The sequence below is a fragment of the Paenibacillus sp. NEAU-GSW1 genome (assembly GCF_009737085.1).
Classification (GTDB): Bacteria; Bacillota; Bacilli; order Paenibacillales; family Paenibacillaceae; genus Pristimantibacillus.
Window position 1 is genome coordinate 86,614 of the sequence record NZ_WOVL01000016.1, and the last position, 26,153, is coordinate 112,766.

A 26,153-nucleotide genomic window follows, 5' to 3' on the forward strand; every position below is an offset into this window, starting at 1 on the left:
ATCCTGATGTCAAGGAGGCTGATGTTAGATGAATGCGCCTTTCGATCTTATTATCAAAAACGGAATTGTCGTTTTGCCAGGCGAGGCGCGCAAGCTGGACATCGGCATTCGCAACGGCAAAATTGCCGCCATTACGGAGTCGCTGGCGGAAGCGGAGCAGGCGGCTGGAGCAGTCATAGACGCGAAAAGCCGCTATGTGCTTCCCGGCATGGTCGATATTCATGTTCATTTCAATGAGCCTAATTTCGAGCATTGGGAAGGATTTAAGAGCGGATCCGCTTCGCTTGCGGCGGGCGGCTGCACGACATACGTCGATATGCCGTTAAACGGCAATCCGCCTACGGTTACGCTCGACGCACTGCGCGATAAAGAAAAGCGCGCTTCGGAAAGTTCAGTTGTTGATTACTTGCTCTGGGGAGGATTAGTGCCGGGCAAGCTGGATCAGATGAAGCCGATGGCCGAAGCGGGGGTTCGCGGCTTCAAGGCGTTTATGTCCAATCCTGGCGGGGAAGGCGAAGGCCGATTCCGCGAGGCGGACGATTGGACGCTGTATGAAGGAATGAAGGAAATAGCTGCAATCGGCGGCTTCGTCGCCTTGCATGCGGAGAGCGATTCGATCACTTCGACGCTGTCTGCCAAAGCGGTGTCTGAAGGCCGGACCGACGCGCGGGCATTTGCTGCATCAAGACCGGTCGTAGCCGAGCTCGAAGCGGTCAACAAAGCGCTGCTGTTCGCGGAGTTGACAGGATGCAACGTCCATTTTGTCCATATTAGCAGTGTGGAAGCGGTAGAGCTGATCGAGCGCGCGAAGCGAAAGGGACTTGAGGTAACGGTTGAAACCTGTCCTCATTATTTGGCGATGACGGAGGATGATATGGCGGACAAAGGCGCTCTCGCCAAGTGCGCGCCGCCTCTTCGCGCAAATGAGCAAAAAGAAGGCTTATGGCGATTAATTCGCGAAGGCAAGCTGGACGCCGTCGCATCCGACCATTCGCCATGCCCGCCTGAATTAAAATGCGGCGATTCGCTCACCTTTTTCGAGGCATGGGGCGGTATTTCCGGGGCGCAGAGCAGCATGGAGATTATGCTCCACGAAGGATGGATCGAGCGTCAAATTCCGATCACTGTTATATCTGAACTGCTGTCCGCGGGACCGGCAAAAAGGTTCGGCATTTATCCGCAGAAAGGGGTCATTGCCGAAGGGTCTGACGCCGATCTGGCCATTGTGGACGCGAACACTGCTTATACATTAACGGAATCTCATTTGCTTTATCGACATAAGCACAGCCCCTACGTCGGCCGAAAATTCAAATGCAAGGTATCAATGACGCTCGTTAGAGGACAAGTAGCCTACGATGCGGATTTGGGCATACATGAGGACTGCCGAGGACGGAAGGTGACGCCGTTATGAGACTGCCGATGAAACAAGAGACCGCTTTGTTCGTCTCATCGCTGCTTCAGGAATTGGCTGCTTTTGGCGATGACGGCAACGGAGGCGTAACGAGATTGCTTTACACGCCGGAATGGCGCAACGCACAGCTGTTTCTTGCAAAAAAAATGGAAGAGCAAGGACTGAACACTCGATTTGATCGTGTCGGCAATTTATACGGCGCTTTGCAAGGCACGAACCGCAGCGGCAAAGCGGTATTGACCGGGTCGCATATTGATACAGTCGTGTCTGGGGGCCGTTACGACGGCGCGTACGGGATTGCTGCCGGTTTGGCGGCGCTAGTCTATTTGAAAGAAACTTACGGCGATCCGCTTTATACGCTTGAGCTTGTATCGTTCTGCGAGGAGGAAGGCAGCCGTTTCCCGCTTGCATATTGGGGATCGGGCAATGTGACCGGACTTTACGAGATCGGCAAGGCGGATCGCATATTTGACAATTCAGGCGTTAGCCTTGAAGCGGCGATGCTGGGCGCAGGCTTCGGAAAACCGGAGCAGCCGGAAAGTCTTCGAGCCGATATCGCCGCATTCGTGGAGCTTCACATTGAGCAAGGGCCGGTGCTGGAAAGGCAGCGAAAAAGGGTGGGCATCGTCGATGCGATCGTCGGTCAGCATCGATACGCGGTTACGGTGCATGGCGAAGCGAATCATGCCGGCACGACTCCGATGAATATGCGAAAAGACGCGCTTATCGGCGTATCCGAGATGATCCTTCAGCTTGAAGCGGACGCGTTAGCTGCGGGCGAACCGCTGGTCGCAACGGTCGGGAGGATCGACTGCGCGCCGAATACGCCAAACGTTGTACCCGGCTCTGTCGGCTTCACGGTCGATATTCGTCATACGGATGATCGGATTCTCTCACAGTTCAGTGAATCTGTACTCGCCAAGTTTAAGGAAATTGCCATTTGGCGTGAGCTGGACATCCAAATTTCGCCATGGCTTGACACGAAATCGGCGCCGATGAACTCGCAGCTGATCGATCGGCTTGAGCATATTTCCGCTGATCTGTCCCTTGCCTCTCGTACGATACCCAGCGGCGCGGGGCATGATGCGCAGCTGCTCACAGCGGTATGCCCAACCGCAATGCTGTTTGTTCCGAGCCGAGCCGGCATCAGCCACTCGGCGCTCGAATATACGAGCGCTGAAGAGCTCGCCGACGGGGTATCCGTATTGGCGGCGCTGCTCTATGAATTGGCTTATGAGGGTAAACTGCCTTAATGAGAGACCGACAGGAGGTGAGTAAATGGAAGAGAAGCTGATGGAGCGTCTAAAACGTCTTCCGAAAGTGGATCTTCATCTGCATCTGGACGGCAGCGTGAAGCCAAGCGCCGTTCAGGAGTTAGCCGAACGGCAAGGCAAGAAGCTGCCGATAACGGACGGCGGTGATTTGACGCCCTGGATGCAGATTGATTCCGGCTGTACCGATCTTCGTCACTATTTAAGCAAGTTCGACTTTGTGCTTCCGTTTCTGCAAACCGGGGATGCGCTGGAGCAAGTCGCCTTTGATACGGTTCAACAAGCGGATGAACAAAATTGCTTATACATTGAAGTGCGATATGCGCCATTGCTCCACACAGTGGGAGGGCTGGAGCTCGAGGAGATTATTAACCATGTTAACAATGGACTTGCGCGAGGGGAACGGACATTCGGGGTTCTGGCAAGATCGATACTAATCTGCATGCGCCACGACAGCTATGAACGCAACGCGGCCGTTATCGAGGCGGCCAGTCGTTATTATGGTAATGGCGTGGTTGCTGTCGACCTGGCAGGCGATGAAGCGGGATTCCCGCCTCATCTGCATCGTCCGCTGTTCAATTTGGCGAAACGGCATGAGCTTCCGATTACGATTCATGCTGGAGAAGCGGGCGGCGCGCAAAACGTCATTGAAGCCATAAAGGAGCTGGGAGCCAATCGGATCGGTCATGGCATCCGAATCGATGGTGAGCAGGAAGCGATCGAGCTCGTTCGCAGAACCGGAACGCCGCTTGAGCTTTGTCCGGTCAGCAACATTCAAACAAAGGCAGCTGCGGACTGGGAGTCGTACCCGATAAAATCTTTTTTAGAGCAAGGCATTGCCGTAACCGTCAATACCGACAATCTGACGGTGTCCGACACGTCGATTACGTTAGAGTATGCCATGCTGTATGAACGCTGCGGATTGTCGATGGAGGAGCTAGGCAAGTTGATTCGCAACGGCGCAGCTGCGGCATTTCTTGAGCAGCCGTTAAAAGCCCGGCTTATTGAACGGGTTGAGCGGTTATTGGAGCATGAAGGTCTATAGACGGATAAACATCGCTGCGCGGCAGTCTTATTTATTTGATTGAACGCCTGAATGTCCGAATAGCGCTGTTGCACAGCGTTACAATATAAGGCCGTTTTCGGCCTAATATTGCTATCTGAGCTTGAGACCTCCAAATCTAAGGCCATATTCGGCCTTAGATTTTTTTTGTTTCCTCGATTTGTTATACCAATTACAATCGATAACCTTATCGTTATGACCCTCGAATGATTACATTTCGCCGTGCACAAAGCAATTGCGAGGGAGTAGTCGTGATGCTAGACTGACGGGGCAGCAACAATTATTTTCTGCTATAATAAGGCTTACGAAAGGAAAGGCGGTGCATGGGTGGATAAATGGATCGAGGAACAATGTGACGACAACTGCATCGGAACGGCAGAAGGCGGGGATCAGCTGCGATCGGCAAAGGTTGAGGAGCAAACAGCCGTCGAATTGGCCGAGCTGTTTAAAGCGCTTGGCGATCCGACAAGGGTGAAAATGATATATGCACTGCTGGAGAACGAGCTATGCGTCCATGATTTATGCGTTGTGCTGGACATGGCGCAATCGGCTGTATCGCACCAGCTCCGTTATTTGCGCAACGTTCGAATCGTGAAGCGCCGGAAGGTTGGAAAAACCGTCTATTACTCGCTTGACGACGATCATGTGAAAGAAATTTTCACGCAGACGCTGCAGCATTTGCATCACGGGTGACGCCGTCCAGAGCGGCCTGCGAGCTTGAAACGGCTCTCCGCAATAGGTTATGCTTGAAGCGGGTGATATTGGAATGGAATATGCGATTGCAGCAATTATAGTTCTTATCGTTATTTATGCGCTGTTCATCTTCCCGACGCAATGGCTTAAAGTGGAACGGATCCGACATGACGCGGGGCTTGGCATAAAGATGCTGCAAATTAGCGATCTTCATGTGGAGAAAATTCGGATTAGCGCAGCCCTGATAAAAAGATTGATTGAGACAGAGAGTCCGTCATATATTTTTATCACAGGCGACATTACGCAAAACGGCAGCGCTTTGCCGAAAGCCCGTCGTTATTTGGAAGCGGTCGCATCGTGCGGCATTCCGGTCTACGCCGTACTTGGCAATCATGATCATCGGCTGAAGCCGCATCATAAGGCGGAGCTTGAGCAAATGCTGCTGGATACCGGGATTCGCCTGCTCAACAATGAATGCTTTGACGCAGGTCCCTTCCAGCTCGTTGGGATTGACGATTATGGCAGCAAGAAAAGCCGGCCTGAACAAGCGTTTCAGCATGTTGATCCGGCAAAGCCGGTAATCGTTCTGACGCACGATCCGAATCTCGTGCTTCATCTCAATTACCGCTATGCCTATTTGATGGCGGGGCATTTTCACGGGATGCAGTTTCATGTTCCGTTTCTGTTTCGATATATTCGTAAAGGCAAGCTTGCGGCTGACGGAATCATTAAAGGACTTCATGAAAACCGTTATGGCGTATTTTATATATCTAAAGGAATTAGCCAGGCCGGTCCTAACGCCCGATTTTTAATTCGCAGCGAAGTGACCGTACACCAGCTTTAAAAGCCGATAACGGGATGAGACCAAGGGAAGAGGTGACAGATATGAAAATGAATGTTACGGCTGCAGCAACGTCCCGATTTATGGAAGATTGGGGATTTAAGCCTTCGGACAGCATTCGGATTTACGTGCGTTACAGCGGCGGCGGCGAGGACGCTTTCTCGTTCGGCATAATGAAAGATACGGCGAGATACCCTGCGGTCAGCACGGTGCAAGACGGCATTCACTTCTATATGGAAGAGAACGACGCATGGTATATGGACGGCAAGGATTTGACTATCGACCTTCGCAATGACAGCATTGTATTCGTAAAATAGAAGAGAGGCTATTCCCGGATTCGTCGAAAGCTCGACTCTGGGAATAGCCTCTTTTTTCGTATCGTTATAGCAGCTTGATCGATTTCTTGTAGATCGGATACAGCCATTTGACGCCGCTTGGCGTTAACGTATCCGCAACCAGATGCGAAACATAGCCTATAACCGCAACTCGCATAATGCCTTCCAGCTGCAGCTCCCGCTCCAGTCCATAGCCGATCGCACCCCATGCGATAACCGCCCAAACCGTATGCGTCATTCCGCGATGTTTGAGCCATGGCGCGATACCGACAAATAGGCCGAGTCCGATTAGCCATGCCATGTTCGATAACACGCCTCCGTACAGCAGTCCGCCCCCGACGACCGTAACGAGAAAGTTGCGAATTGCGCCGCGCCCGGCGAACAATCCCGTTAATAGCGCTGCGATCGAGAAGATCGCAAGCTTCAAATTAAAGTAATGATCGGCTGCATAGAGATATGCGACCGCGCCGACGAGCAGCCAGCCGCCTCCGTGGACAAGAGTGTACAGCAGCTTGGAAAGCTTGCCTAGCTTCGAGCTTAAAATGCTTGGTCCGTCCAAATCGGCGCTTAATGCGGACACTGCGGCTACACCCACATATGCTGCTGCATTAAGCGGAGTAAAGGGGTAATAGGCGGCAGCGGCAGCGCCGATCACGATTCCGATCGCTAAATGTGTAGAGCCTTTCATAGAGCCTCCTGTGACTGACGATGCAGCATATCGATTGATCGAACATGTGTTCTATTTATTAGTATAGTCGAAAGACATCGCAAGAACAATAGTCTGAACGCAGAAGATTCTATTCGCTATCTCTACGGTTTTTACCCGCTTCGCGAAGGGCAATTTGTTCGGTTACGGCAAACGCAAGCTCTTCGTTATGAAACAAGGACAATACGGTCAGCACCGTATCATCATCGATCTCGGCAGCTTCCTCGCGCGGAGCGGTTGAGGCCATCGCTTCCTCTAACGCTGCGTTGCCTGTTTGTCCCGGGTAGGCGCTCGCATAAAGCTCTGCAGCATCGATATTATTGTTGACGCACCATTGCGCGAAGATGAGAATCATCGTTTGCTCGTCACGTTTGTAGCTTTCGATTATGTATTGGTCTCTTTCCTTGTTGTTCATTCGGTTTAACTCTCCTATCCCAATTGTCTAATGGCATTAATAATTAACAGTATAACATTCCTCGCGGCTACAGTCAGGCGAACGGCAAAATATACGAAACGGTAGGTGAGCGCCCGTCGCTTTCATTCGATTATTGAATACAATACGGCGTATATAACGATTCAGCCAATGGAGAGGAGCGTGCGAACGCACGCCATGACGATAATAAAAAAACGAATGGGCAGAAAATCATCGAACAAGAAAATAATCGCTTTAACATTCGATATCGCCGAAGGCCGCAGCGTGCCAATGCGAATGATCAAGCTTCTGCAACGGCTGAAAGTAAAGCAGGCAACCTTTTTCCTGACGGGAGAATGGACCGCACAGCATCCGTCAATTGCGCTGCTGCTCAGAAAAAAGGGATACGAGCTCGCTTCCCATGGCTATCTGCATCGCAATTATCCTTTATACGCCGACAGCTGGATCGAGAAAGAGGTTAAACGGGCCAAACGAGCGATTCGGATCGCGACAGGAGTTCGAACGAATATGATTCGTACGCCTGGAGGCGAAATAAACGCAAGAGTCGCCCGCAAGCTTCAATCCATGGGGCAGACAATTGTGCATTGGGATATCGATTCATTCGATTGGAAGCTGAAGCAGACGTCTGCCATTGTGTATCGCGTTGTCCCCAAAGCGTTTCCCGGCGCGGTTGTGCTGCTGCATGCCTGCGATCCGTGGGTGCAATCGCTTCGCGCCGTGCCGCGAATTGTTTCCGGGCTGCGGCGCAAAGGCTATCGCTTCACAACGGTCACCGGGCTTATGAAACAATCGGGCAGAACAAAGCTATACTAGGCTATCGTCTATACCTTTTGCAGATAGGCATGAATACAATAGAATTGCCTGTTCAGAAAGGGGGAACGGAAACGAATGCGGATCATGTTTTTAGAAAGCCATCCGATGTGGATACACGGCTTGCCTAACGGATTTCGCAGATTGGGCCATCAAGTCTGCACAATTGCGCCAGACAAAGTATCCCCTTCGACCTTGCGAAGCTTTAAGCCGGATTTTATCATGACAGTCGGTTGGACGCCAGCTAATAACCGGGCTTGGAAACAGCGCCGCATTGCAGAGCTCGCCAAGCTTGCGGGAGTCCCGCATGTCTATTGGTCGACGGAGGACCCGGGGTATACGGACACCTTCTCATTACCGCTAATTCGCCGCGCAAAACCCGACTTCGTATTTACCATTCATCGTAAAACAATCCCGCGTTTCCGCAAGCTGGGCATATCGGTTGCGCATCTTGATTTCGGCAACGATCCAGATACGCATAAGCCGATGCCCGTTCAAGCGAAATATAAAAGCACAGCAGCGATGGTGGCGAATGGATACCCGCAACTATATCGTATAAAGCCTACCCATTACCGATTTCAATCCATAAGAAAAATAACGAATCCTTTTCTGGAGCTGGGGCTGAACGTTAATTTATACGGACGATATTGGAATGGAATGAAACGCATATTTTCCAAGCCGATTCCGTCACGACGCATTCATGGTTATTTGCCATACAAAGAAGCGATGAAAGTATACAGTTCCGTTGATTATGTGCTAGGTCCGCAAAACGCAGCGGATCGGCTGACTCAGCGAACCTATGAAATATTGGCTTCAGGCGGACTTCTAATCACTGACGATACGCCTGAAGTCCGGCGCTGGTTCAAGCCGGGAAAAGAGCTTCTTGTCACCTCCTCGGAAGAAGAAACGAAAAAGCTCATTCACAAATACAATAAGCTGCCGAAGGCAAGACAGCGCATTCGCCGCAACGCAATTCGCGCATCCAAAGCGCATTCGTATGAGAAGCGGGCAGCCTACGTGCTAACTGTCCTGCGTAAACGAAACATCATCTCGCATTAGCGATCAGTTCAGATACCGTAACAAATTGGAAGCCTTTTGCCCGAAGTTTGCGAATGATGGCAGGCAGCGCATCAGCTGTCTGCTGTGCGGTGTCGCTTGCATGGAGCAGTATAATATCTCCGGCTCTGACGTTATGAGTGGAACGGCGAACGATCGTTTCCTTGCCCGGATTCGTCCAATCGAGCGAATCGACGCTCCAATGGATCGTTCGATACCCCAGCTTCGCAAGCAAAGCCGTTACGCGGGCGTTTAAATCTCCATTCGGCGTGCGAATAAGCCGGCATCGAACGCCAGAGGCAGCGCGTATCGCTTTCTCGGTCTTTCGCACCTGACGGATTATCCATGCATTGGTGTGAACGGTGTAATTTTCGTGCAAGTAGCCGTGCGAACCGATTTCGTACCCCAGCGACCGAATACGCCTTAACGTTACCGGACGTTCCTGCGCCCAACCGCCGGCTACGAAAAATGTCGCTTTCTTTACATTGGACCGCTGCAACACGCGCAAGACGCGAGCCGGCATTACTTTGCCCCAACCGATATCAAATGTCAGGGCAACTATTTTTGATGAAGTGATCACACGGTAGTACGCATTCGTATTAGTCATCATGCTGTTCAGCTTCGCCTCCTAACGATAGTTGTAATATATGAGCGCTATTACCGCGATTGATTGGATACGGGTCCAGATCAGCCAGACGGAGTGATGCAATGAACATTTTGTTTCTCGAAAGAGGCCATTTATGGCGATACGGACTGCCTGACGGACTCAGGGAGCTAGGCCATGCCGTTCGGATGTCCGGAGTGGTGACGCGAAGATCGCTCACAGGATGGATTCGCGATTTTAAGCCGCATTTGTTCATCTCGGTAGGCTGGGGGCCAGACCAAACAAAGGAGAAGCAGCTCCTCATTCGCAGCATGGCGAGCCGATATCGCATTCCGCTTGTGTATTGGTCAACGGAAGATCCGAATTTTACGGACGTTTTTACGTTGCCGCTAATGAAGCGTATGAAACCGGATTATACGTTTACTATTTCGGGCAAAGCCGCTGCTCGGTTTCGCAAGCTTGGTTATTCGGCAAAAGTGCTGGACTTCGGGTTTCATCCGCGTATTCATAAAAGAGTAAAGCCGCTGCGAAACTATCGTTCGGACATTGCGGTCGTAGCGAACGCCTATCCCGACGTGCTCGCCAAATACCCGAAGCTTTACCGCCGTAAAGCGATAGAACTGCTTATACGTCCGATAGTCAAAAGCGGGATGAGCATTCGATTCTATGGGCGCAACTGGGAGCGCATGAAGCCGTATTTAGGGCAGCAAATTCCGGGAGGTTGGATTAAGGGACCCATTGCCTATAAGGACGCCTATAAAGTCTATAGCTCGGCAAAGCTTATTATCGGCTTGCAAAACTATACCGATATGGCAACGCAGCGCACCTACGAAGTTTTAGGCTCAAGCGGTTTGCTGCTTACGACAGATACGCCCGGCGTGCGCAAAATCGTAAAATCCGGCGTCGATGCGTTGTTGACCCGTTCGGCTGAGGAAACGTTGAAGCTGGCTCGCTATTATTTGAGTCATCCGCAGGAGCGGGAGCGAGTACGCAGACAGGGCCGCATCACGATTGCAAAGCATCATTATCGTTTGCGTGCTGCTGCTCTGATGAAGGAACTAAAGAAAAGCGGGGTCATTCGATGATTGCAACTACTGGTAAAATCGCTTATCTTACGTTTGATGACGGTCCGCTTGCGTATACGCCTTATTTATTGCGCATTCTTCATCAATTGAAAGTGAGAGGCACTTTCTTTGTAATTGGAGACAGCAGCGCAAGAGGCCGAAAGATCTATCGCACAATTATCCGAGACGGCCACGCGATCGGAAATCATACCTATTCCCATCAGACCGAGACGATCTATCGCTCGAAACGCCATTTTTTGCGAGACTTCAAACGGTTGGAAGAGCTGCTCTTTCGTTACACGGGTAAGAAAACCAAGCTTTATCGTTTCCCGGGCGGAACAAACAACATGGAAAGCGTAAGACATGGCGGCGGCAAAAAAATGATGGCTTCCATTATGCGTCACCTGGCGCGCAAAGGATATGTGAATATTGATTGGACGATCGATTCTGGCGATTCAGTGCGTCCACGCCCAAGCCGAGAACAGATTATTAATAAAGTACTCAAGGCTGCGTCCGGCAAATCACGCATTATTGTATTGTTTCATGATTTCAGTATGCTATCTATTCAAGCGCTGCCCGCAATAGTAGCCGAGCTGCGCAAACAAGGCTATCAATTTCGGATTTTGTCGCGCCGTTCCTATCGGTATCAAATTGCGCTTTAATTTGGATTAAAGGAGGCAGCCCTGATGAAGGTGCTTTTTCTGGAGAGTCACCCGATGTGGATTCACGGCCTGCCAAATGGCTTTCGTGATGCCGGCCATACGGTGAAAATATCCGGGGCATTAACATACAGTAAATTAAAAGCCTTGCTTCGCGATTTTCGGCCGCAGCTTATTATTTCGCTTGGATGGACGTCCGAGCATGACCCTTCCAAACAGCTGCTCGTTCGAAAGCTTGTAGGCGCTAGCGGCATTCCGCATGTCTATTGGGCAACGGAGGACCCGACGCATCACGAAACGTTTACGCTTCCTTATGTCCGGAGAGTAAAGCCCAGCTTCGTATTTACGATTTGCCGCAGGATGGTCAAGGAATACGAGCAGCTCGGCATTAAAGCCGCTCATCTGGACTTTGGCTATCATCGAAAAGTTCATCGCAACGGCAAGCCGCGGCAAGTCTATCGAAGCAAGCTGGCTCTGGTAGCCAACGGCTATTCACGCATTTTAAACAAGTACCCGGATCACTATCGGATTCGCTCGCTGAGCACCCTAATTCGACCGCTTGTGAAAAATAATATTCGCGTCGATATATGGGGCAAACAATGGGAGAAGCCGCTGCCCGCGATTGGAGCAACCGTACCGAAGAGCTGGCAACACGGTTATGTGAACTATACGAACGCTCACAAAATATACAATTCAGCGGATATCGTAATCGGCCTGCAAAATCAGCTAACGCAGGTGACGCAGCGCACCTATGAAATTTTAGGATCAGGAGGGTTCCTGTTAACCAACGACACGCCTGAAATACGCAGATTGTTCCAACCGGGCAAGCATCTTGTCGTTTCCGCCTCTGAATCCGACACCCTGCGGCTTGTCCGCTATTATTTGAAGAACCCTAAGGAGCGGAATCGAATTCGGCTTGCAGGAAGGAAAGCGGCGTTTAAGCATTCCTACAAATGGCGTGCAATCCAACTGATCACCACTTTAAAAAGCAGAGGGATTCTGAGATGAAGCATAAACAGCTTGCTGCCAAGCTTCCTGTATCCGTCATTGCAAGCACCAATCGTCCGCAATTTTTCGACCGGCTGCTTGCTAACTTTATGAGGCAGCGCCACGCAGCGAAGGAGCTTATCATTGTTCTAAACAAAGATTCGATGCAATTGGCGCATTATCGCAAAAAAGCGAGCGACAAGAAGCTGCCGGTTTCCGTCTATCAGCTGCCGGAGAAAACATCGCTCGGCTATTGTCTGAACTATGCCGTATCCAAAAGCAGATATGAGCATATCGCCCGATTTGACGACGACGATTATTATTCGCCCAGCTATTTGGACAAACAGCTGGAAGCGATGTACAGGACGAAAGCCGATATTATCGGGAAGCGGGCATGCCTTATCTATTTGGAATCGAGCGGCCAACTCATCTTGCGTTATCCGACTGAACAAAATCGATTCACCACAGAAGTTGCCGGAGCTACATTGCTAAGCAAGAAGCGAGTATTCGAAAAAATCCGCTTTCGAAACATTTCCCTTGGGGAGTCGGTCGGATTTTTGCAAAGGAGCAAGAAAGCCGGCTATCGGATTTACGCTACCGACTGCGGCAATTATGTCATCATTAGACGTACCGACAAAAAAGGGCATACTTGGAAAATTAGCGACAAACAACTGATTTCGCAAAGCAAGGTCGTTAATCTGAAAGGGGCAGATTACCGCAAATATGCTGAAAAGAAACAGGGATTGCCAAATAGTATATTCAAATCGTTAACATAACATATAATATGTTATGTTAACGATTCTGCGTTTTTTCATTTCCTTTTGGAATCCTTCGCTATCTTCGTATACAATGGATGGATAGAGAGGAGGGCGTATACAGTTGACACACAAAAAACGAATTTTGCTTGATGTCGATACAGGCATCGATGACGCGATGGCTATTCTATTCGCATTATTGTCGCCGGAAATCGAAGTCGTTGGCATAACGACAGTATTCGGCAACATTGATGTCGGACAAGCGACGGACAATACGCTCCGACTGATCAAGCTGGCTAACTGCGGCTATGAAGTGCCCGTTGCTGTCGGAGCGGCCAAACCGCTCGAACGCGCATACGGCGGCCCTACCATCCATGTTCATGGACATAATGGAATCGGCGATGTCGAGCTGCCGCCGTCCGAACAGAAGGCGCTTGCACAATCGGCAGAAGATTTTATAATCAGCAAAGCTCATGAGTTTCCCGGAGAACTTATTATAGTGCCGGTAGGCAGAATGACGAATGTCGCTGCGGCCGTGCAAAAAGATCCTTCCATTGCCGGAATGATTAAACAGGTTGTCATTATGGGAGGCACCGTCTTCGCGCCTGGCAATGTTACGCCCGTCAGCGAAGCTAATTTTTATGGCGATCCTGAAGCGGCTGCCATTCTGTTCGAATCGCCGCTTCCATTAACCGTTGTAGGACTTGATGTCACGATGAAAGTATTGCTTTCGCGACAGCATTTAGATGTCCTGGAGTCCAATGCGCCGGATGACAAACTAGCGATAATCCGGTTTCTAAAGCATTCGATGGAATGGTACATGAGATTTTATGAGGAGTCGAACGGTTTCATCGGCGAATGTCCGATGCATGATCCGCTAGCAGTGCTAGTAGCCATTGATTCAACGCTCGTACATACGCAAAAGTTGAACGCTGCCATTGACTGCGGCCATGATATGACTGCCGGAATGATTATAGCCGATCGCAGGTATCGTCCCGTAATCGGCCGCGAAATCGAATTCTGCTTGCATGTAGATGAGGACCGGGCGATGAAACGCCTGCTATCCGTCTTCGCCAGCAACCAATAAGAGAGGAATGGAAACCCATGGAACAACGATATATTAGAGAATCCAGATGCTACAAAACTTCACGCGTATTTCCTACAGATGTCAACAATCACAATACGCTGTTCGGCGGCAAGCTGATGCAATTTATTGATGATATCGCATCCATCGCAGCGACTAAACATTGCCGGCGCCCCGTCGTAACGGCATCTACCGATTCCGTCGACTTTCTGCAGCCGATCCGGCCTTCTGATTCCGTAAGTCTGGAATCGTTCGTTACGTGGAACGGCCGAACATCGGTTGAAGTATTTGTTAAGGTCATTAAAGAAGATTTGTTGAGCGGGGAACGAATGGTTGCGGCCACTTCATTTCTTACTTTTGTTGCGCTGGATGAGAATCGCAAGCCAATCCCGGTTCCGCGTGTCATTCCGGAAACAGAGGAAGAACTGAAGCTGTTCGAAACCGCTCCGCATCGCGCCGAGATGCGCAGAGTACGCAGAGAAGAAAGCAAAAAATTCGCAGGATATTTGACAGTTAAACAACCTTGGGAGTAACCGATAATGTGAAAGGCGCAGCTATTATTGCTGCGCCTTTATTGCAAATTGAATCATTAGATAGACGAATAACGCGAGTACAAAACAAATGCCCAATATCGTAAAAACCGCTTTTCGACCGTTCATTGACGCACCAGCTTTCATGATGAACTTTATTTAACAGTATAGCTGACATACGTTTAAAAGTCATTCTTGGAAGGTTCTGAAATTGGCCTCTTGCTACGAAACCTATTATAATGATATGTATGGCAAGAGAGGGATGAGAAGATGGAAGCGGAAGATACGATTACGAAGATGATTACAAAAGAGGAATTTGCAGCGGTATCGGATCTGTTTCGCCAAGCGTATCCTTATTTAATTCATGAAATCGAGCGCGTTGAGTCGGAACGCGGCAAGTTGAATGATTTTCAGCTCCTTCGCGCTGTTTCCAGAGCGAAACAAAGTATCGCTGTGGTCAATTGGGATTATCGCAAAATGGTGAATGCGGTTTTTGACGCGTATGTGGAAATTTATAAGGAAACCGGACGAAAAGAAGCCGATGAATGGGCAATCGTTACGTTTGGATGCAGCAGGTATATAAAAATTTCTAGCGAAGATCAGTCTAATATTGACGAAAATGACGCCAGGGAACAACACGATAAGCTCGACGAAGCGAGTCTGCACATCTTAATGAATGAGTTGACTCTACAAATGGAAGCGAAAGAAGCGGAGCTGCTCCAGCTTTATGAACAATTTCAACGATTGCAAAAGCTTGCTCGGGAATTAACGACAGAAGAAAAATAAATAAACAAAACTCCAGGCACGATGACCTGGAGTTTTGTTTATTTCCGCGAGAGATGGGGAATACTTTCTTATACGCGGCGCGCTGTTACATAAGTCTTGTCCCATGCGCTGCCTTTAAAGGTCGAGATCGTTACGCCAATACCAACTTTGTACGTGTGCAGTAATTTACCATTGCCAATATAAATGCTGACATGATTGATTACGCCGTCACGGTTCGTATCGGAGAATACGAGATCGCCGGCTTTAAGATTAGCTTTGGACACTTTAATTCCGACTTTGGATTGATCTTTGGACGAACGCGGCAAGCTAATGCCATGTTTTTTATATACATATTGAGTAAAAGAAGAGCAGTCAAATGAAGAAGTGATGCCTGAAGGCGCTCCGAATTTATATGGCTTGCCTAAGAAAGATTTACCGGTTGCGATGATTGCATTCGCTTTCGAGCTGCTGATAGCGGCATGCGCTTGTTGCGGCGCGGCAACTGCTGCGCTGCCAAGGGCAATTGAAAGGCTTAGTCCGATACCTGCGATTGTTTTCATAAAGTTTTGTTTTTTGTTGTTCATAGTAATTACCTCCTGTAATTTATGTAGATTTTGTAGGTCTGAGGTCTAGTGGCGATCAACTGAGACTAGCATAACACACAAAAAAGTCCCATCATTTACTAATGGGAGCTAAAATGCTTGTCTTATATGGGGAAAACTCGGTTTATTAAAATAAGATGAAAGAACATTAATTTTGGACAGATTGACAAAATCATCTTTGTAAGGGCTTCCATTATTGAATGCGGCTATATTAGAGGTTAAAAAGATAGATATAGTGATTGTATTAAAATAGCCTTTGTTAACATAACTTATATTATGTATATAAAATATAAAAGCTTAGATAAGGTTCTGATCTTGATCTAGACCAAACCTTATCTAAGCTTTTATTTAAATAACTCGATTGATGCTTTCTCTAATTTGTATTAACTCATTTATAAAGTAATCCAACTGATGTTGAGTCGTTTCGATTTGCTTCATTTGAGGGGCTTGATTAGATGAACGTTCGTCATCAATGGGGTTTTCTAAAGCTTCCAAAGCTAAAGCAGCTGCTACTGCTCCAATTCCATCTCCCAAAGTAGCTATGGATGCTCCAATAAACGCGAGCTTAGCGATCTGGATATCCCTTAGAGTGGACAGATCCTTTGATCTCTTATTGTTATAATCCATGGTCAAATCCTTCCTGTAAGGGATATGGTCATCATCGATCATAATAGCATATGCAGTTTGGGCGGAGTTGGAGCCCATTGATATTTGTTCAACTTCACTAGGCTTGGGTGAATAAGATTGTCGATTGTGGAAACGCTTTCATTTAGGAACGAAAAATGGGAGCCAATAAAAGATGGATTCAGTTACTAAGATACACAACAAGTTATGAAAACTAAATAAAACAATAACTACAATTGAAAAGCAATTAAATAAGCTATTTAGGAAAGCTTCTGAAATTTATCAATTGAATAAATCCGTGACCAATTAAATAAAAGATAGACGAATTATTAAATCGTCATGAACGATAAAAACGATTATAAACAAAAGATTATTATAAACAAAAGATAGAATTGATCTAGACAAGACAACATGAAATGAATTTGATCAAATGAAATGTATCGGTTTTACCGAATTACTTTTTCACAAAACTCGTATTTTATACATATGTCAATATTGTTGTTGCATTTCTTATAACTCGTAAAGCTCGTGTGCCACATTATATAGGTTGTTTATGAGATGTTTTTCCTCGTTTGAAATACTAAGTTATTTTTCTTATAGTTTACCCCTGTGTGTCTCTTCATGGATTCTTATTCTTTCCCTTATGTAAAACAAAGAGCAAGATCCCGTGGATCTTGCTCTTTGTTTGTGAAATGTGTCTCGGGATTGGTGCCATTCAACTTCATCCTAGATGATCACATAACCGGCTGCCGCGGTGTACATTCAAAATGTTCGTGCCGCCTTAGAGCGTAATAACCCGGCTCTCAAATCAACGCGCTATGACATCTAGACTTTACTTTCGTAATAAGTCTCGAATTCAGCAACAGAGTCAAACTGGTTTAATGATACACCTTCTGCTTTGAGGTGATTCTCTAACTTTTCAATAAGCTGCAGAACGGCTACTCGCAACGGTTCAAAGTCGGTTGGATCCAAGAGCGAAACAAGATCTGGATACCCATAACGAGCGTATAACTCGCGATGCTCACCCAAGTCAACATGACTAGGCCAACGTCCCTTTTCCGCAGCGTACAAAATTCGGGCTAGCCCATCTTGTACGCCAATTGCTACGAAGAAAGCTGTTTCGTAATGTTCTTTGTCGCATGCGGTTAGCAGTTTGTTCATCATTCCCCTTTCCTCTTCGTAATACCCCTTCATTCGTCCGCTGAAAGAGCGAATTTCTTCTCGTCTGTTTTGTCGCTCCGATATAAGGTGAAGCGTATCTCCAGTTAGTTTCTCACACGCTGACATTATTTCATTTGGCGTACGGCTGAACATAATGGTATCAAGGTATTGATCCAGTTGATCCGGCTTTATGGGGAGATTTCTGACTTGCTCGCGATAATGGCCCCAACTGCGCTTATAGTAAATTTGGTTCAAGAAGCCAAGCGACTTAAAAATGTTTGCCGCGATCTCTTGAGCCTGGGTTCGACAATAGACCAACTCCTTGGAGGCTTCGGTAAGCCGCATTTTAGCCAAGTTGATCAGGCAATCCTTTAATACGGATTCGGCTTTGCTGATCAAGTCAGCTGCTTTGGACTCACTGCCCATGTTGGATATTATCTCACGGAGCCCCATGAACCTCGCAAGATCATCTTCTGATCGAACATATAACAGCTCACAGTCTGCAATAATCGTCGTGCTCCACTCCTCAGATTTTGCCATTCTTTCAGCACGATCCCATGCGATTGGCCAGAAATCAAAACTTATACCGTCGATAATAAACTGGCACTCCACTTCTCTTCCTTTGGCCGTGGCCGGAATGAAAAAGAAATCCAAATCCGATCGTTCAGTCGCTCGACCCTGTAAATATGATCCGTAGTATCCGACAATAGCAACATCTTGAGGGAAATGGGTCTTAATATGTTTTACAATAATGTCAGCTACAGCAAAAACATCAACCATCAGATAACCTCCTTGTTGTTCTATATGATTATATCAAATACAGTCCCTAATTTTGGGAAAAAATTAATTATAACTATTCTGATCATTAACACAAAAAACTGCCAATCGTTCGCCGGCAGTCTCCCGTTAATGAACATAACAAATACATTTTGCATCCCTCTTTTCCAAATCAAATATCAAGTTAAGATCTGCTCGATGTTCATTTTTAATAATACCACATATTGGAACTAAATTCCCGTTAGCATAAGCCGTCGTGCCAGTCTAGAACTTATATTTTCACTCTATATAACTTTGTTTCATCAACACATATGGTGTACTCATGTTTTACTGGTGCTTTTCAAATTCCTCTTTCAACCAAAGCTTATTATTCTGCGCGATGTATTGCTCTGATTGGATTAACAACTCCACAAGCTCTGACTTTGAAAGCTTCATATACCGCCTTCTAACTCGTTCTATATCCCGATCTTCCTTAACCTGTTTAAAGATATTTGAGAGCTCCTCCTGTGGCATTCTAGGCGCTTTCCGAGCTTTGGAACTCTTTGATGTCGAGTGCTGGGAGATGTATTCATGCAACTCTTTGTTTGAAAGAATAGTATTGGCGTGTATTCCTATTCCATCAGGGTCTATTTCTTTCGATTTTTGTGCAACTGCTCGATGAGAAACTCTTTTGGATTCACTAGCTAAGAGATCAGTAGCTTGTTTCCCCAACTCAAATGCACGCCTCTTCTTTTTTTCATAAACATCATGTAACCAATCAATTGTTGGAGAATCGGATTCCCGGTTCATACATTTAGTCCCCTTGATATTTTTCGATAAGTCGAATTTCATCTAGCTCATGTTTGGCACGGTTTTTAGCTATTTTCATTTTCTTCGCTTCAAGAGGTAAGCCTTGTTTTTCAAACCTCTTTTCACTCTCGTCTGCCCAGTTATAATAAGCAAGGATCTCCTCTTTGAATTCCGGTCTTGGAACCTTTGCACCGCAACCAACACAGGCCATCTTTGTCGGACATACTGAATCGATCGTACATATCCCACCGACCACCTTTGACAATGTTCCAACTCTCTCGCGGTACTCTTCGAACATATCCTTGAGTTCATCAGGAGCCCTTAGAATTCCTTTTTGAATATCAATATACGATACCCAGTTTTCATGAAGCGTTTGGATGGACGATGAAATCTGTTGTTTTGTCGGTGCAGAATAATAAGTTGTAACCTCAATGTCTCTTTGGTGGAGCAGGGTTTTCACAATATCCACCGGTATCTTTTCCGTTTGAGCTGCATGAGTCGCAAAAGCATGACGGAGTAAGTGTGCCTTGAAGACAACTTGGCTTCCCTCAGCCGTTTGGACCACAATGCCGTGTAATAAGAACCGCAAAATCGCATTTACTGAGAACTCGTTTATGTGCTGATTCTGATACTGAAAGATGTACTTCTTATTCTGGGACATCAGGTGCTTTCGATTATTCACTCTAAATTCAACATCAGGCAGCATTTCAGACTTGTAGGAATCCTTTAACGTCTTCAATATTTCACTCATAAACTTAAAGACATCCTCAGGCATGTAATAATTTTCTGCCTCTTCTCTTCCCTTTGGGATTAGTCGAAAAATATAATTCTTCCTTGGTGGATCCATGCTTTTATCAATTGTAACCACGCAGCAATCCTTATCGTAACTGATCTGAAGGAGTTCGTTCATTCTCGCTCCGGATGAAGTAATGATATCTAGGGCGAATTTTGCAAACATACATGCAACAAAAATAGGCTCTATATTGATTAAGAGTCTGTTTGTCAGCCTAGCAGTACGTGTTGTCTCAAAACCCTGAATCAAGAGCCCTTTATTCCGAGGTAAGAAAGGTGAAGGGATTTCTCCGCCCTCTTTTATGTCATATCCCCATTGATTCAAATAATCGATGCAGTTTTTCTTATGTTCCTCTGAAATGTAATCAGTTGCCCAGTTGCCCAACAATCTCATGCGCAGTAAATCCAAAAACCAAGGACCATCTCCGACAGAACCGTCATCGAGCTTTTCGGCTTTAATGAATTCAAGAACGATATCCTCATCATTAAACTCTCGATAAGTTTTCTTTCTCCCCTGGTAACTGCCAAGCCCTTTCAAATCAACAAGTTGGAAGTACCATCGCTCACCAGCGTATTCAGTTTCGTCGTAATTGAATTCAATAGGCAAGGCAATACGTTCTGCTCTAGCCTTTGCTACGGCACTTCTGAATGCTTCGCGCAGTCGACGAACCTGATTCCATCGAAGATGACCTTCCGCCCTTATTTCGGGCAATAGCGGCGTTACAGCAGAAGTGTCTTCTTTCCGTTTGTTTTTTGCTGTTGTTATTGCCTTCTCGCGCACAGAAAAATCTCGATTATCAAAAGGCAACAATGGTAAAACATATGGTGCCAACTCTTCTTGTTTTTCAGTTGTAAATTTAGATCCGACCCATTTATTAAGGTTAAAAGTAATTGACCCATAAAACGTTAAAAATGATTGTCTCTGCCGATCTGAATGTTCTTTAAGAATCTGGCCTGATAGATACTGTTCAACGTGAGTAGGAGAAAACTCGGCCATTGATGAAAGTTGAAAATGATGGAATAGCTCACGAAATCGAGCATTTAAGACAGTCGTCATACTTGAGATTGATGCCGGGGACAAATTACGATTCGACAGACTAAGAAGAGCTAGTGCGAAATGGTTGCCCCAGGGGGTACCTGCGGATTTTCGAATAAAATAAGATAGATTCTTTTCTTCGACCTTATTCCAAAATGATTCTCCGTCCAAATCGCACAAGCATAAAATAACATCGGTAATTTTGTTTTCTAACTGGATCTGCCACGTTTTATTCTCGGTTGGTACTTTGTTGTGTACACTCATTATGAATCCATCCCTTCATAAAACTCGCTTAACCAGTCTTCTGCGCGGCCCTCGTTTAGAAGCTTTAGATCAGAAATTACACTTGGTTCTTGGTTAATAACTTGTTTTTTCTTTGCCTTGTTTTTAAACTCTTTCTCACGCTTTAAGTAATTTTCTTGCAATCTTTCATGGAGATCTCTGAATTTTTGTTCATCGTAATAATGCTCGTAAATCGATAATGTTTCTGGATCTCTCCACTTCATGTACTCAATCAGCTGCTTCTTCTTATCTTCAATTTGACCGGCTGTTTCGGACGTTTCATAGATTCCCCTTAGCATCGACGTGACAAACCAATGCCGAGCCTTATGCGGATTCAGTTTTATCCCTACTTGTTTCGTGAACTTACTCCAATTCCAATAAAATGCAGTATACGTATAATCGGTGCCCCGAGAGGATAAGAATAATGACTCATCATCCGGGAGATCTTGGAATTTCATTTGAGAACTTGAGGAAAGCCGTCTTTCAGTATTCACATATTTTATTAATAACTTGAGTGTCTCAGGTGAGATGCGAACAAATTTGATTCTTCTTTTAAAACTACCTTTGTTCATCGCAGCTAATTCATGGATATCGCTTCTCTTCCTATAATCGCCTACAGTTAAGTCCAGAATTTCTGATATCCTAGCTCCTGTCTCAAATAAAAATCGGGAGATGACTTCATCTCGCAGGCTCCAATTACTAGCCTCTCCAGCATTATAAATTCGATATGGAAGATCCCAATCTCCGATTATTTCTGGGACCCATTCATCATTAATGACCTTGAAATATGAATCTGTTTGTTTACGATGCGATATAGGATCTTCAGTTCCTGCCGCCTGAGGCATTTTAGGTCGATCGACTCGTACACCAGGTTGTCCACCAAATCTATCTTCGAAGTGAATGTCGACTAGTGGATTATTATGGGCATATAGCTTAAGATATATCATCGACTTGTAAAACCCTTTAGCCGCAGCTAAGAACAGGTTTACCGTCTTAGAGCTTTTGCTTGTCAGGTAGATTCCTTCATAACCGTCTCGCCCTCGAACTTTACATTCCATCTTCGAAATTAAGTAATCTCTAACGGCTACTTGGACTGCAGCTGCTTCATCATTCCATTGAACTAATCTTCCCTGATATTGACTCTTATGCTTTAGCCAGTAGAAAAAAGGCTCCAAAGCATTTAAATACGCAATAACAGAACTCTCACCAATCCTAGTAATTTGATGATGATAATATTCGGTGAGAGGTATAAATGGTTTCTTCTCATCATCAAATACGATGAGTCTGTACTTACTAACTGTCCCCTTTGGACAGTATTGATGAAAATAGCTCCCCATATTTCCCCCTTAACAACCGTTCAAAGGCAATAAAAAAAGGCCACTCCCGATAACAAAAACGGGACGCGCCAATATCATGTGACACATTATATGAGAATACAGGTCTAACATAGCATCGTCAATCAAACTTATAACTAAAGAATATATAGTATTTTATACAAATGTCACTAGATTTTAATTGATCAGCCTCGCCTAAATAAATCAAATACAAAACAAAAAACCAAAATCGATTGCGAACCTTAATGATGATTGCAGCTTGCAACTTAGACGCAGCGATGAATACCCGCAGTATTTTCATAGGGCTCCTCCTCGTTATAAACAACACTTAAGATGACAGCTATGTTCCATGCGTATGGCGCAGAACGCCAAAAAACCACCATCCCGAATAGCGGGACAGTGGTTCAACTTCTCCCAAAATCAATCACGGTTAACTACGATTTGGACCGCCTCAATGAAAGTTGTGTATTCGGGATATACCCGAAGCCACAGCTGTACGTCAGTTCCCGCCTCAAGGACGGCCGGCGACACCTTTGTGATCCGATCCCCTCTCTTTTCGTAAATTTGCGTTTTTTCGGTGAGTTCGATATGAAGCCGCCGCTTTTCATCATCCTGCTTCGGATAACTCGAAAGGTAATTCTCGAATGCCGCCGCCGTCGGCATAAAATTCTCTAAACCAAGCGTGTAGGTCACCTTCAGCTTCAACCCGTCAATAATTTCCTTGTTGTGTTGATCTACTAGGGTGGCGACCGTACCGGGATATTGATAAAAAACATCTTCAACTTCTGATCGATCATCTTTGCTGCAGGAAGTTAAAATCACCAGACAAAAGAGCATGAAAAGGAACCGCTTCACGTGTGGCCTCCTTGGGAAGCGGAACAGAACGGCCACAAGTCCGCCGTTCTGTCCGAATCGATTTTTTTATCCTTTTGTAACATACCAGTTTCGTCCGGTATTATCCATATCGTAATGGGCAAATGTATAGCCGGCCCCTGCGGTCCACTTGATAGAGTGAGCGCTCTTGTAGGCCGTTACGACGTCACTGTTGAAGGTTCCGATCGGTGTGGATACCGAAACACCTGCCGTAAACGACCTTTCCGAGGTGTAGGATTTTTGGGTCGAGGCGCTGGTCCCCTTATTCCCAATGACAAACGGTGCGCCGTATTTACTGGCCGTTACGTCGGCATATGGTTTGCCGTTATTGCCGTTGCTGTACCAGTTTTCCTTAACGCTGGAACCATTAAGCTCTATCGGTGTAACGGAATTTTCCGTCCATTCATAGGTGTTGCCGTAGTAGACGTCATATTTTTGGTAGCGATATTTGTACCATGCGTAAACGTCTCTGGTGAGATTGCACTGCATGCTTGATCCAATATACATACAGGTGCCCGGGACGCTGTAATCCACTGTAGTCGAAGTGTCGGACGATAAAGAAACTGCGCCGTTGTAGGTCCACGGATCACTGTTTTTCTTGTACCCGATATTAATGGTTACCTTGGCGGAAGAAGTCATAGAGAATGCAACCGTTTCATTGCTGGATACGTTGAATGAACCGATCTTCGTTTCATGGGAAGTCGTCGTATCCGTTTTGTTGCAGGCTTTGTACATCCCTACGAGCGGCTCGCACACGAGAGCGAGCGTTTGAACTTGACCCGCCGTCTGCTTTTCTTTTTTCGGCGGCGCCTTTTTCTCACCTTTAAAGATCGTCTTCACCAGTTTTTTGCGGCTTTTTTCAAGCTCCTTCAGCGTGTTGGGCTCGGCTTTTCCCCTATCCTTTATGTGAGGAACGGCGACGACTTCCCGGGATAATTCATTATCGGGAGAAGAAAACCATATTTCATATACCGCATCGGCCGCATTACCTGGTGCGGACGCGATTTGTTCGGCAGATACCTTTGATTTGAACCGGATTTGCCCCTTTTTATCCGTTTTGCCCGTAAAAACGATTCCGGAATCATCGGATAGGGATTTCACGACAACGTCTGTATTTTCGACAGGCTTTCCATTCTTGTCCAGAGACTCTACGACGACTTCAGGCTCGTCGGACAAATCAGGAACATTACTGAGATCACTGTCGGCGCTTTCAGGTGATTCTACCAAAGTGAACGATTCTTCCGGTTCGGCGAAAGCGGATAGAGCGGTTGACGACATCAGGAGAATAGCCAGCAGAAATAAAGTCGTGAAACGAAACCTTGCGTTTTTAGTCACTAGAATGATCACACTCCCAGCAAAATTTGAAAACGTATTCCCTATGATTATAACAGAGGGAAAACTGTAATAAACGGGACGATATTCCTAAATTTAACTTTAAGGATTTGATGCAATTTGTCGAAGGTATCGGGCAATGCCCGATCATGGAGAGTATTGAAAAGATCTGTGGTGTTGGTATGCAGGTTAGGAGCGGATTTCTGTGAATATGGCCTCCGTAGATTGGTAAGTTTTACTTGGGAATCTCCCTCGGGCACTGCTTCGTCGAACAATCACAGAAAATGTACTTGCCCGTTTTCTCGTCACGGCCAATCACATCCGGTTCACCGCCGGTTCTCTCCATTTCATGGAGCGTCCACAATTATCGGTATTAGCCTCGAGGTGTGACTGTCAATTGCCCAATAGTACTTCTCCATACACAATTCCTCCACCTGTTCAAATTTGAAGATGGGAACCATTCTGAATATATTCGTCTCCAGACATTTTGGATTTCTAAACCGATCTCCACGTCATCCGGAATCGATTCTCGACTTAAGAACAATCCGAATTACTGGGAGGAACTGTCTTGGATATATCGGGCTTTCCGGCGTTTACTTTTGGTAACTTGGCATTTGCAAGTCATGCCCAATTCCAATCCTTACGGTTAAGGATACATGTTTTTGTCGTTTACGGTTAAGGATATAAGTTCTTGTCGTTCACTTACGACAAGAACTTATATCCTTAAAATAAAAAAGCCACGTTCTACGCGGTTCTGTAAGTATATATGTTGTTGTCGTCCGACACGTGTTAGTTTTTCTATTAATTTTATTATAAGTGATAGTTGGTTTAGTAGTGAACAAGTCTATGCCTACTGTAAATGGATCAAAAACAAACCGCTCACTGCTTCTCCTGCCAGCTCCCTTTAGCCAGTGCTCCATTGAAGAATCCTTCATTTCGAAGGATTGCTTCCACTCGGTCCAATGTGAATAATTTGCCATCTTATAGCCACAACTGCAAGTGAATGGTTCATCCATTCTCCGATCACTTAACAGAAATGGAATTTCATAAGAGCAGCCGGGACAAGAAGACAAGATTTTAGTATTATGAACTGGGCATCTTTCAGTTAGAATAAACTGGTGTACCCAACTATGGTAACCGTATTTCATACAATCCGGACACCATCGGATTGAGTTAGGAAACCAAGTGTGAATGCTCTCGTATATGTACTCTACTGGTTTTAAAATCAGGTTCATGTCTGTATTGTTTTGACCTACTACATCATAGCCCATGTATTTATGTAGCTTTTGATGATCAAATCCACTTAATCTAATTAAATCCCTCCTTTTGTCTCCTATTAATGTGTTCTTAAATTGTTGTATCTCATTGCTGCCGAGTGTTCTTATTAAGTCTGTTCGCGTTATATGGTTCGCATAGCATAATTTCTCAAACATCGACCATGGCGACTCAAAAGCATTAATCCATTCAGAATTCCACACAATCAT

Annotated in this window: 27 protein-coding genes and 1 pseudogene; 15 read left to right on the forward strand and 13 right to left on the reverse strand. The window is 46.2% G+C overall.

Translation table 11 applies throughout. The features are described from left to right. Positions 1 to 28: 28 nt before the first annotated feature. From GOM71_RS14170 to GOM71_RS14195, 6 genes are all read left to right on the forward strand, one after another. Complete coding sequence (locus tag GOM71_RS14170) at positions 29 to 1,411, forward strand: allantoinase (RefSeq protein ID WP_156282163.1); 1,383 nt, start codon at positions 29 to 31, stop codon at positions 1,409 to 1,411. Next, positions 1,408 to 2,664: an allantoate deiminase gene (gene allC / locus GOM71_RS14175; RefSeq protein ID WP_156282165.1), complete on the forward strand. Its 1,257-nt coding sequence runs from the start codon at positions 1,408 to 1,410 to the stop codon at positions 2,662 to 2,664. The genes GOM71_RS14170 and allC overlap by 4 nt, the downstream gene beginning before the upstream one ends. A 25-nt stretch (positions 2,665 to 2,689) precedes the next feature. Further along, positions 2,690 to 3,727, forward strand: a complete 1,038-nt coding sequence (gene add, locus GOM71_RS14180; RefSeq protein ID WP_156282167.1) for an adenosine deaminase — start codon at positions 2,690 to 2,692, stop codon at positions 3,725 to 3,727. A gap of 345 nt (positions 3,728 to 4,072) precedes the next feature. Beyond that, the gene (locus GOM71_RS14185) at positions 4,073 to 4,438 is read left to right on the forward strand and encodes an ArsR/SmtB family transcription factor (protein WP_367649611.1); all 366 of its coding nucleotides are present in this window, start codon (positions 4,073 to 4,075) and stop codon (positions 4,436 to 4,438) included. 73 nt (positions 4,439 to 4,511) lie between these two features. After that, complete coding sequence (locus GOM71_RS14190) at positions 4,512 to 5,282, forward strand: metallophosphoesterase (RefSeq protein WP_156282169.1); 771 nt, start codon at positions 4,512 to 4,514, stop codon at positions 5,280 to 5,282. A 41-nt stretch (positions 5,283 to 5,323) separates the two neighbouring features. Further along, positions 5,324 to 5,596 (forward strand): HesB/YadR/YfhF family protein, encoded by a 273-nt coding sequence (locus GOM71_RS14195; protein ID WP_156282170.1) that lies wholly within the window; start codon positions 5,324 to 5,326, stop codon positions 5,594 to 5,596. 64 nt (positions 5,597 to 5,660) lie between these two features. Here the strand turns inward: GOM71_RS14195 and GOM71_RS14200 are convergent, their stop codons facing one another. Next, on the reverse strand, positions 5,661 to 6,302 hold the full coding sequence (locus GOM71_RS14200) for a metal-dependent hydrolase (RefSeq protein WP_156282171.1): 642 nt from the start codon (positions 6,300 to 6,302) through the stop codon (positions 5,661 to 5,663). Positions 6,303 to 6,411: 109 nt separating this feature from the next. Then, positions 6,412 to 6,735, reverse strand: a complete 324-nt coding sequence (locus GOM71_RS14205; protein ID WP_156282173.1) for a hypothetical protein — start codon at positions 6,733 to 6,735, stop codon at positions 6,412 to 6,414. A gap of 105 nt (positions 6,736 to 6,840) precedes the next feature. Here GOM71_RS14205 and GOM71_RS14210 point away from each other — a divergent pair, with 105 nt between their 5' ends. Together GOM71_RS14210 and GOM71_RS14215 are read left to right on the forward strand one after the other, a co-directional pair. Then, complete coding sequence (locus tag GOM71_RS14210; RefSeq protein ID WP_156282175.1) at positions 6,841 to 7,566, forward strand: polysaccharide deacetylase family protein; 726 nt, start codon at positions 6,841 to 6,843, stop codon at positions 7,564 to 7,566. 75 nt (positions 7,567 to 7,641) lie between these two features. Then, entirely contained in the window at positions 7,642 to 8,622 is a 981-nt protein-coding gene (locus GOM71_RS14215; protein ID WP_156282177.1) for a CgeB family protein, read from the forward strand. Here GOM71_RS14215 and GOM71_RS14220 read toward each other — a convergent pair. Then, a complete protein-coding gene (locus GOM71_RS14220) occupies positions 8,609 to 9,229 on the reverse strand; it encodes a polysaccharide deacetylase family protein (RefSeq protein ID WP_156282179.1) in 621 nt (206 codons plus the stop codon). The two genes, GOM71_RS14215 and GOM71_RS14220, sit on opposite strands and share 14 nt — an antisense overlap. A gap of 98 nt (positions 9,230 to 9,327) precedes the next feature. Here GOM71_RS14220 and GOM71_RS14225 point away from each other — a divergent pair, with 98 nt between their 5' ends. The 7 genes from GOM71_RS14225 to GOM71_RS14255 all read left to right on the forward strand — a co-directional run bounded on the left by GOM71_RS14225 (position 9,328) and on the right by GOM71_RS14255 (position 15,088). After that, positions 9,328 to 10,308, forward strand: a complete 981-nt coding sequence (locus GOM71_RS14225; RefSeq protein ID WP_156282181.1) for a CgeB family protein — start codon at positions 9,328 to 9,330, stop codon at positions 10,306 to 10,308. Next, positions 10,305 to 10,949, forward strand: a complete 645-nt coding sequence (locus GOM71_RS14230) for a polysaccharide deacetylase family protein (RefSeq protein WP_156282183.1) — start codon at positions 10,305 to 10,307, stop codon at positions 10,947 to 10,949. Before GOM71_RS14225 ends, GOM71_RS14230 begins: the two co-directional genes overlap by 4 nt. A 24-nt stretch (positions 10,950 to 10,973) precedes the next feature. After that, positions 10,974 to 11,954 carry a CgeB family protein gene (locus tag GOM71_RS14235; protein ID WP_156282185.1) on the forward strand — a complete coding sequence of 327 codons (981 nt, stop codon included), beginning with the start codon at positions 10,974 to 10,976 and terminating at the stop codon, positions 11,952 to 11,954. Further along, positions 11,951 to 12,709 (forward strand): glycosyltransferase family 2 protein, encoded by a 759-nt coding sequence (locus tag GOM71_RS14240; protein ID WP_156282187.1) that lies wholly within the window; start codon positions 11,951 to 11,953, stop codon positions 12,707 to 12,709. Before GOM71_RS14235 ends, GOM71_RS14240 begins: the two co-directional genes overlap by 4 nt. A 103-nt stretch (positions 12,710 to 12,812) precedes the next feature. Next, a complete protein-coding gene (locus GOM71_RS14245; protein ID WP_156282189.1) occupies positions 12,813 to 13,775 on the forward strand; it encodes a nucleoside hydrolase in 963 nt (320 codons plus the stop codon). A gap of 17 nt (positions 13,776 to 13,792) precedes the next feature. Next, positions 13,793 to 14,305 (forward strand): acyl-CoA thioesterase, encoded by a 513-nt coding sequence (locus GOM71_RS14250; RefSeq protein WP_156282191.1) that lies wholly within the window; start codon positions 13,793 to 13,795, stop codon positions 14,303 to 14,305. 267 nt (positions 14,306 to 14,572) lie between these two features. Then, positions 14,573 to 15,088, forward strand: a complete 516-nt coding sequence (locus tag GOM71_RS14255) for a hypothetical protein (protein ID WP_156282193.1) — start codon at positions 14,573 to 14,575, stop codon at positions 15,086 to 15,088. A gap of 68 nt (positions 15,089 to 15,156) precedes the next feature. Here GOM71_RS14255 and GOM71_RS14260 read toward each other — a convergent pair whose 3' ends face one another. The 10 genes and pseudogenes from GOM71_RS14260 to GOM71_RS24985 all read right to left on the reverse strand — a co-directional run bounded on the left by GOM71_RS14260 (position 15,157) and on the right by GOM71_RS24985 (position 26,153). Beyond that, complete coding sequence (locus tag GOM71_RS14260) at positions 15,157 to 15,651, reverse strand: C40 family peptidase (protein ID WP_173275630.1); 495 nt, start codon at positions 15,649 to 15,651, stop codon at positions 15,157 to 15,159. A 366-nt stretch (positions 15,652 to 16,017) separates the two neighbouring features. Continuing rightward, positions 16,018 to 16,296, reverse strand: coding sequence for a translation initiation factor 2 (locus GOM71_RS14265; RefSeq protein WP_156282196.1), 279 nt, complete (start codon positions 16,294 to 16,296; stop codon positions 16,018 to 16,020). 822 nt (positions 16,297 to 17,118) lie between these two features. Next, the gene (locus tag GOM71_RS14270; RefSeq protein ID WP_156282198.1) at positions 17,119 to 18,234 is read right to left on the reverse strand and encodes a hypothetical protein; all 1,116 of its coding nucleotides are present in this window, start codon (positions 18,232 to 18,234) and stop codon (positions 17,119 to 17,121) included. A gap of 324 nt (positions 18,235 to 18,558) precedes the next feature. Further along, positions 18,559 to 19,020, reverse strand: coding sequence for a hypothetical protein (locus tag GOM71_RS14275; protein WP_156282200.1), 462 nt, complete (start codon positions 19,018 to 19,020; stop codon positions 18,559 to 18,561). 4 nt (positions 19,021 to 19,024) lie between these two features. Next, complete coding sequence (locus GOM71_RS14280) at positions 19,025 to 21,112, reverse strand: site-specific integrase (protein ID WP_156282202.1); 2,088 nt, start codon at positions 21,110 to 21,112, stop codon at positions 19,025 to 19,027. Beyond that, positions 21,112 to 22,467, reverse strand: coding sequence for a tyrosine-type recombinase/integrase (locus GOM71_RS14285; protein ID WP_156282204.1), 1,356 nt, complete (start codon positions 22,465 to 22,467; stop codon positions 21,112 to 21,114). Before GOM71_RS14285 ends, GOM71_RS14280 begins: the two co-directional genes overlap by 1 nt. A gap of 417 nt (positions 22,468 to 22,884) precedes the next feature. After that, positions 22,885 to 23,319, reverse strand: a complete 435-nt coding sequence (locus GOM71_RS14290; protein WP_156282206.1) for a hypothetical protein — start codon at positions 23,317 to 23,319, stop codon at positions 22,885 to 22,887. Between the two features lie 66 nt (positions 23,320 to 23,385). Beyond that, complete coding sequence (locus GOM71_RS14295; RefSeq protein ID WP_156282208.1) at positions 23,386 to 24,672, reverse strand: hypothetical protein; 1,287 nt, start codon at positions 24,670 to 24,672, stop codon at positions 23,386 to 23,388. Positions 24,673 to 24,931: 259 nt separating this feature from the next. Next, a pseudogene (locus tag GOM71_RS14300) lies at positions 24,932 to 25,033 on the reverse strand (DUF4256 domain-containing protein); the annotation flags it as partial. 334 nt (positions 25,034 to 25,367) lie between these two features. Further along, positions 25,368 to 26,153, reverse strand: a complete 786-nt coding sequence (locus GOM71_RS24985; protein ID WP_156282210.1) for a TniQ family protein — start codon at positions 26,151 to 26,153, stop codon at positions 25,368 to 25,370.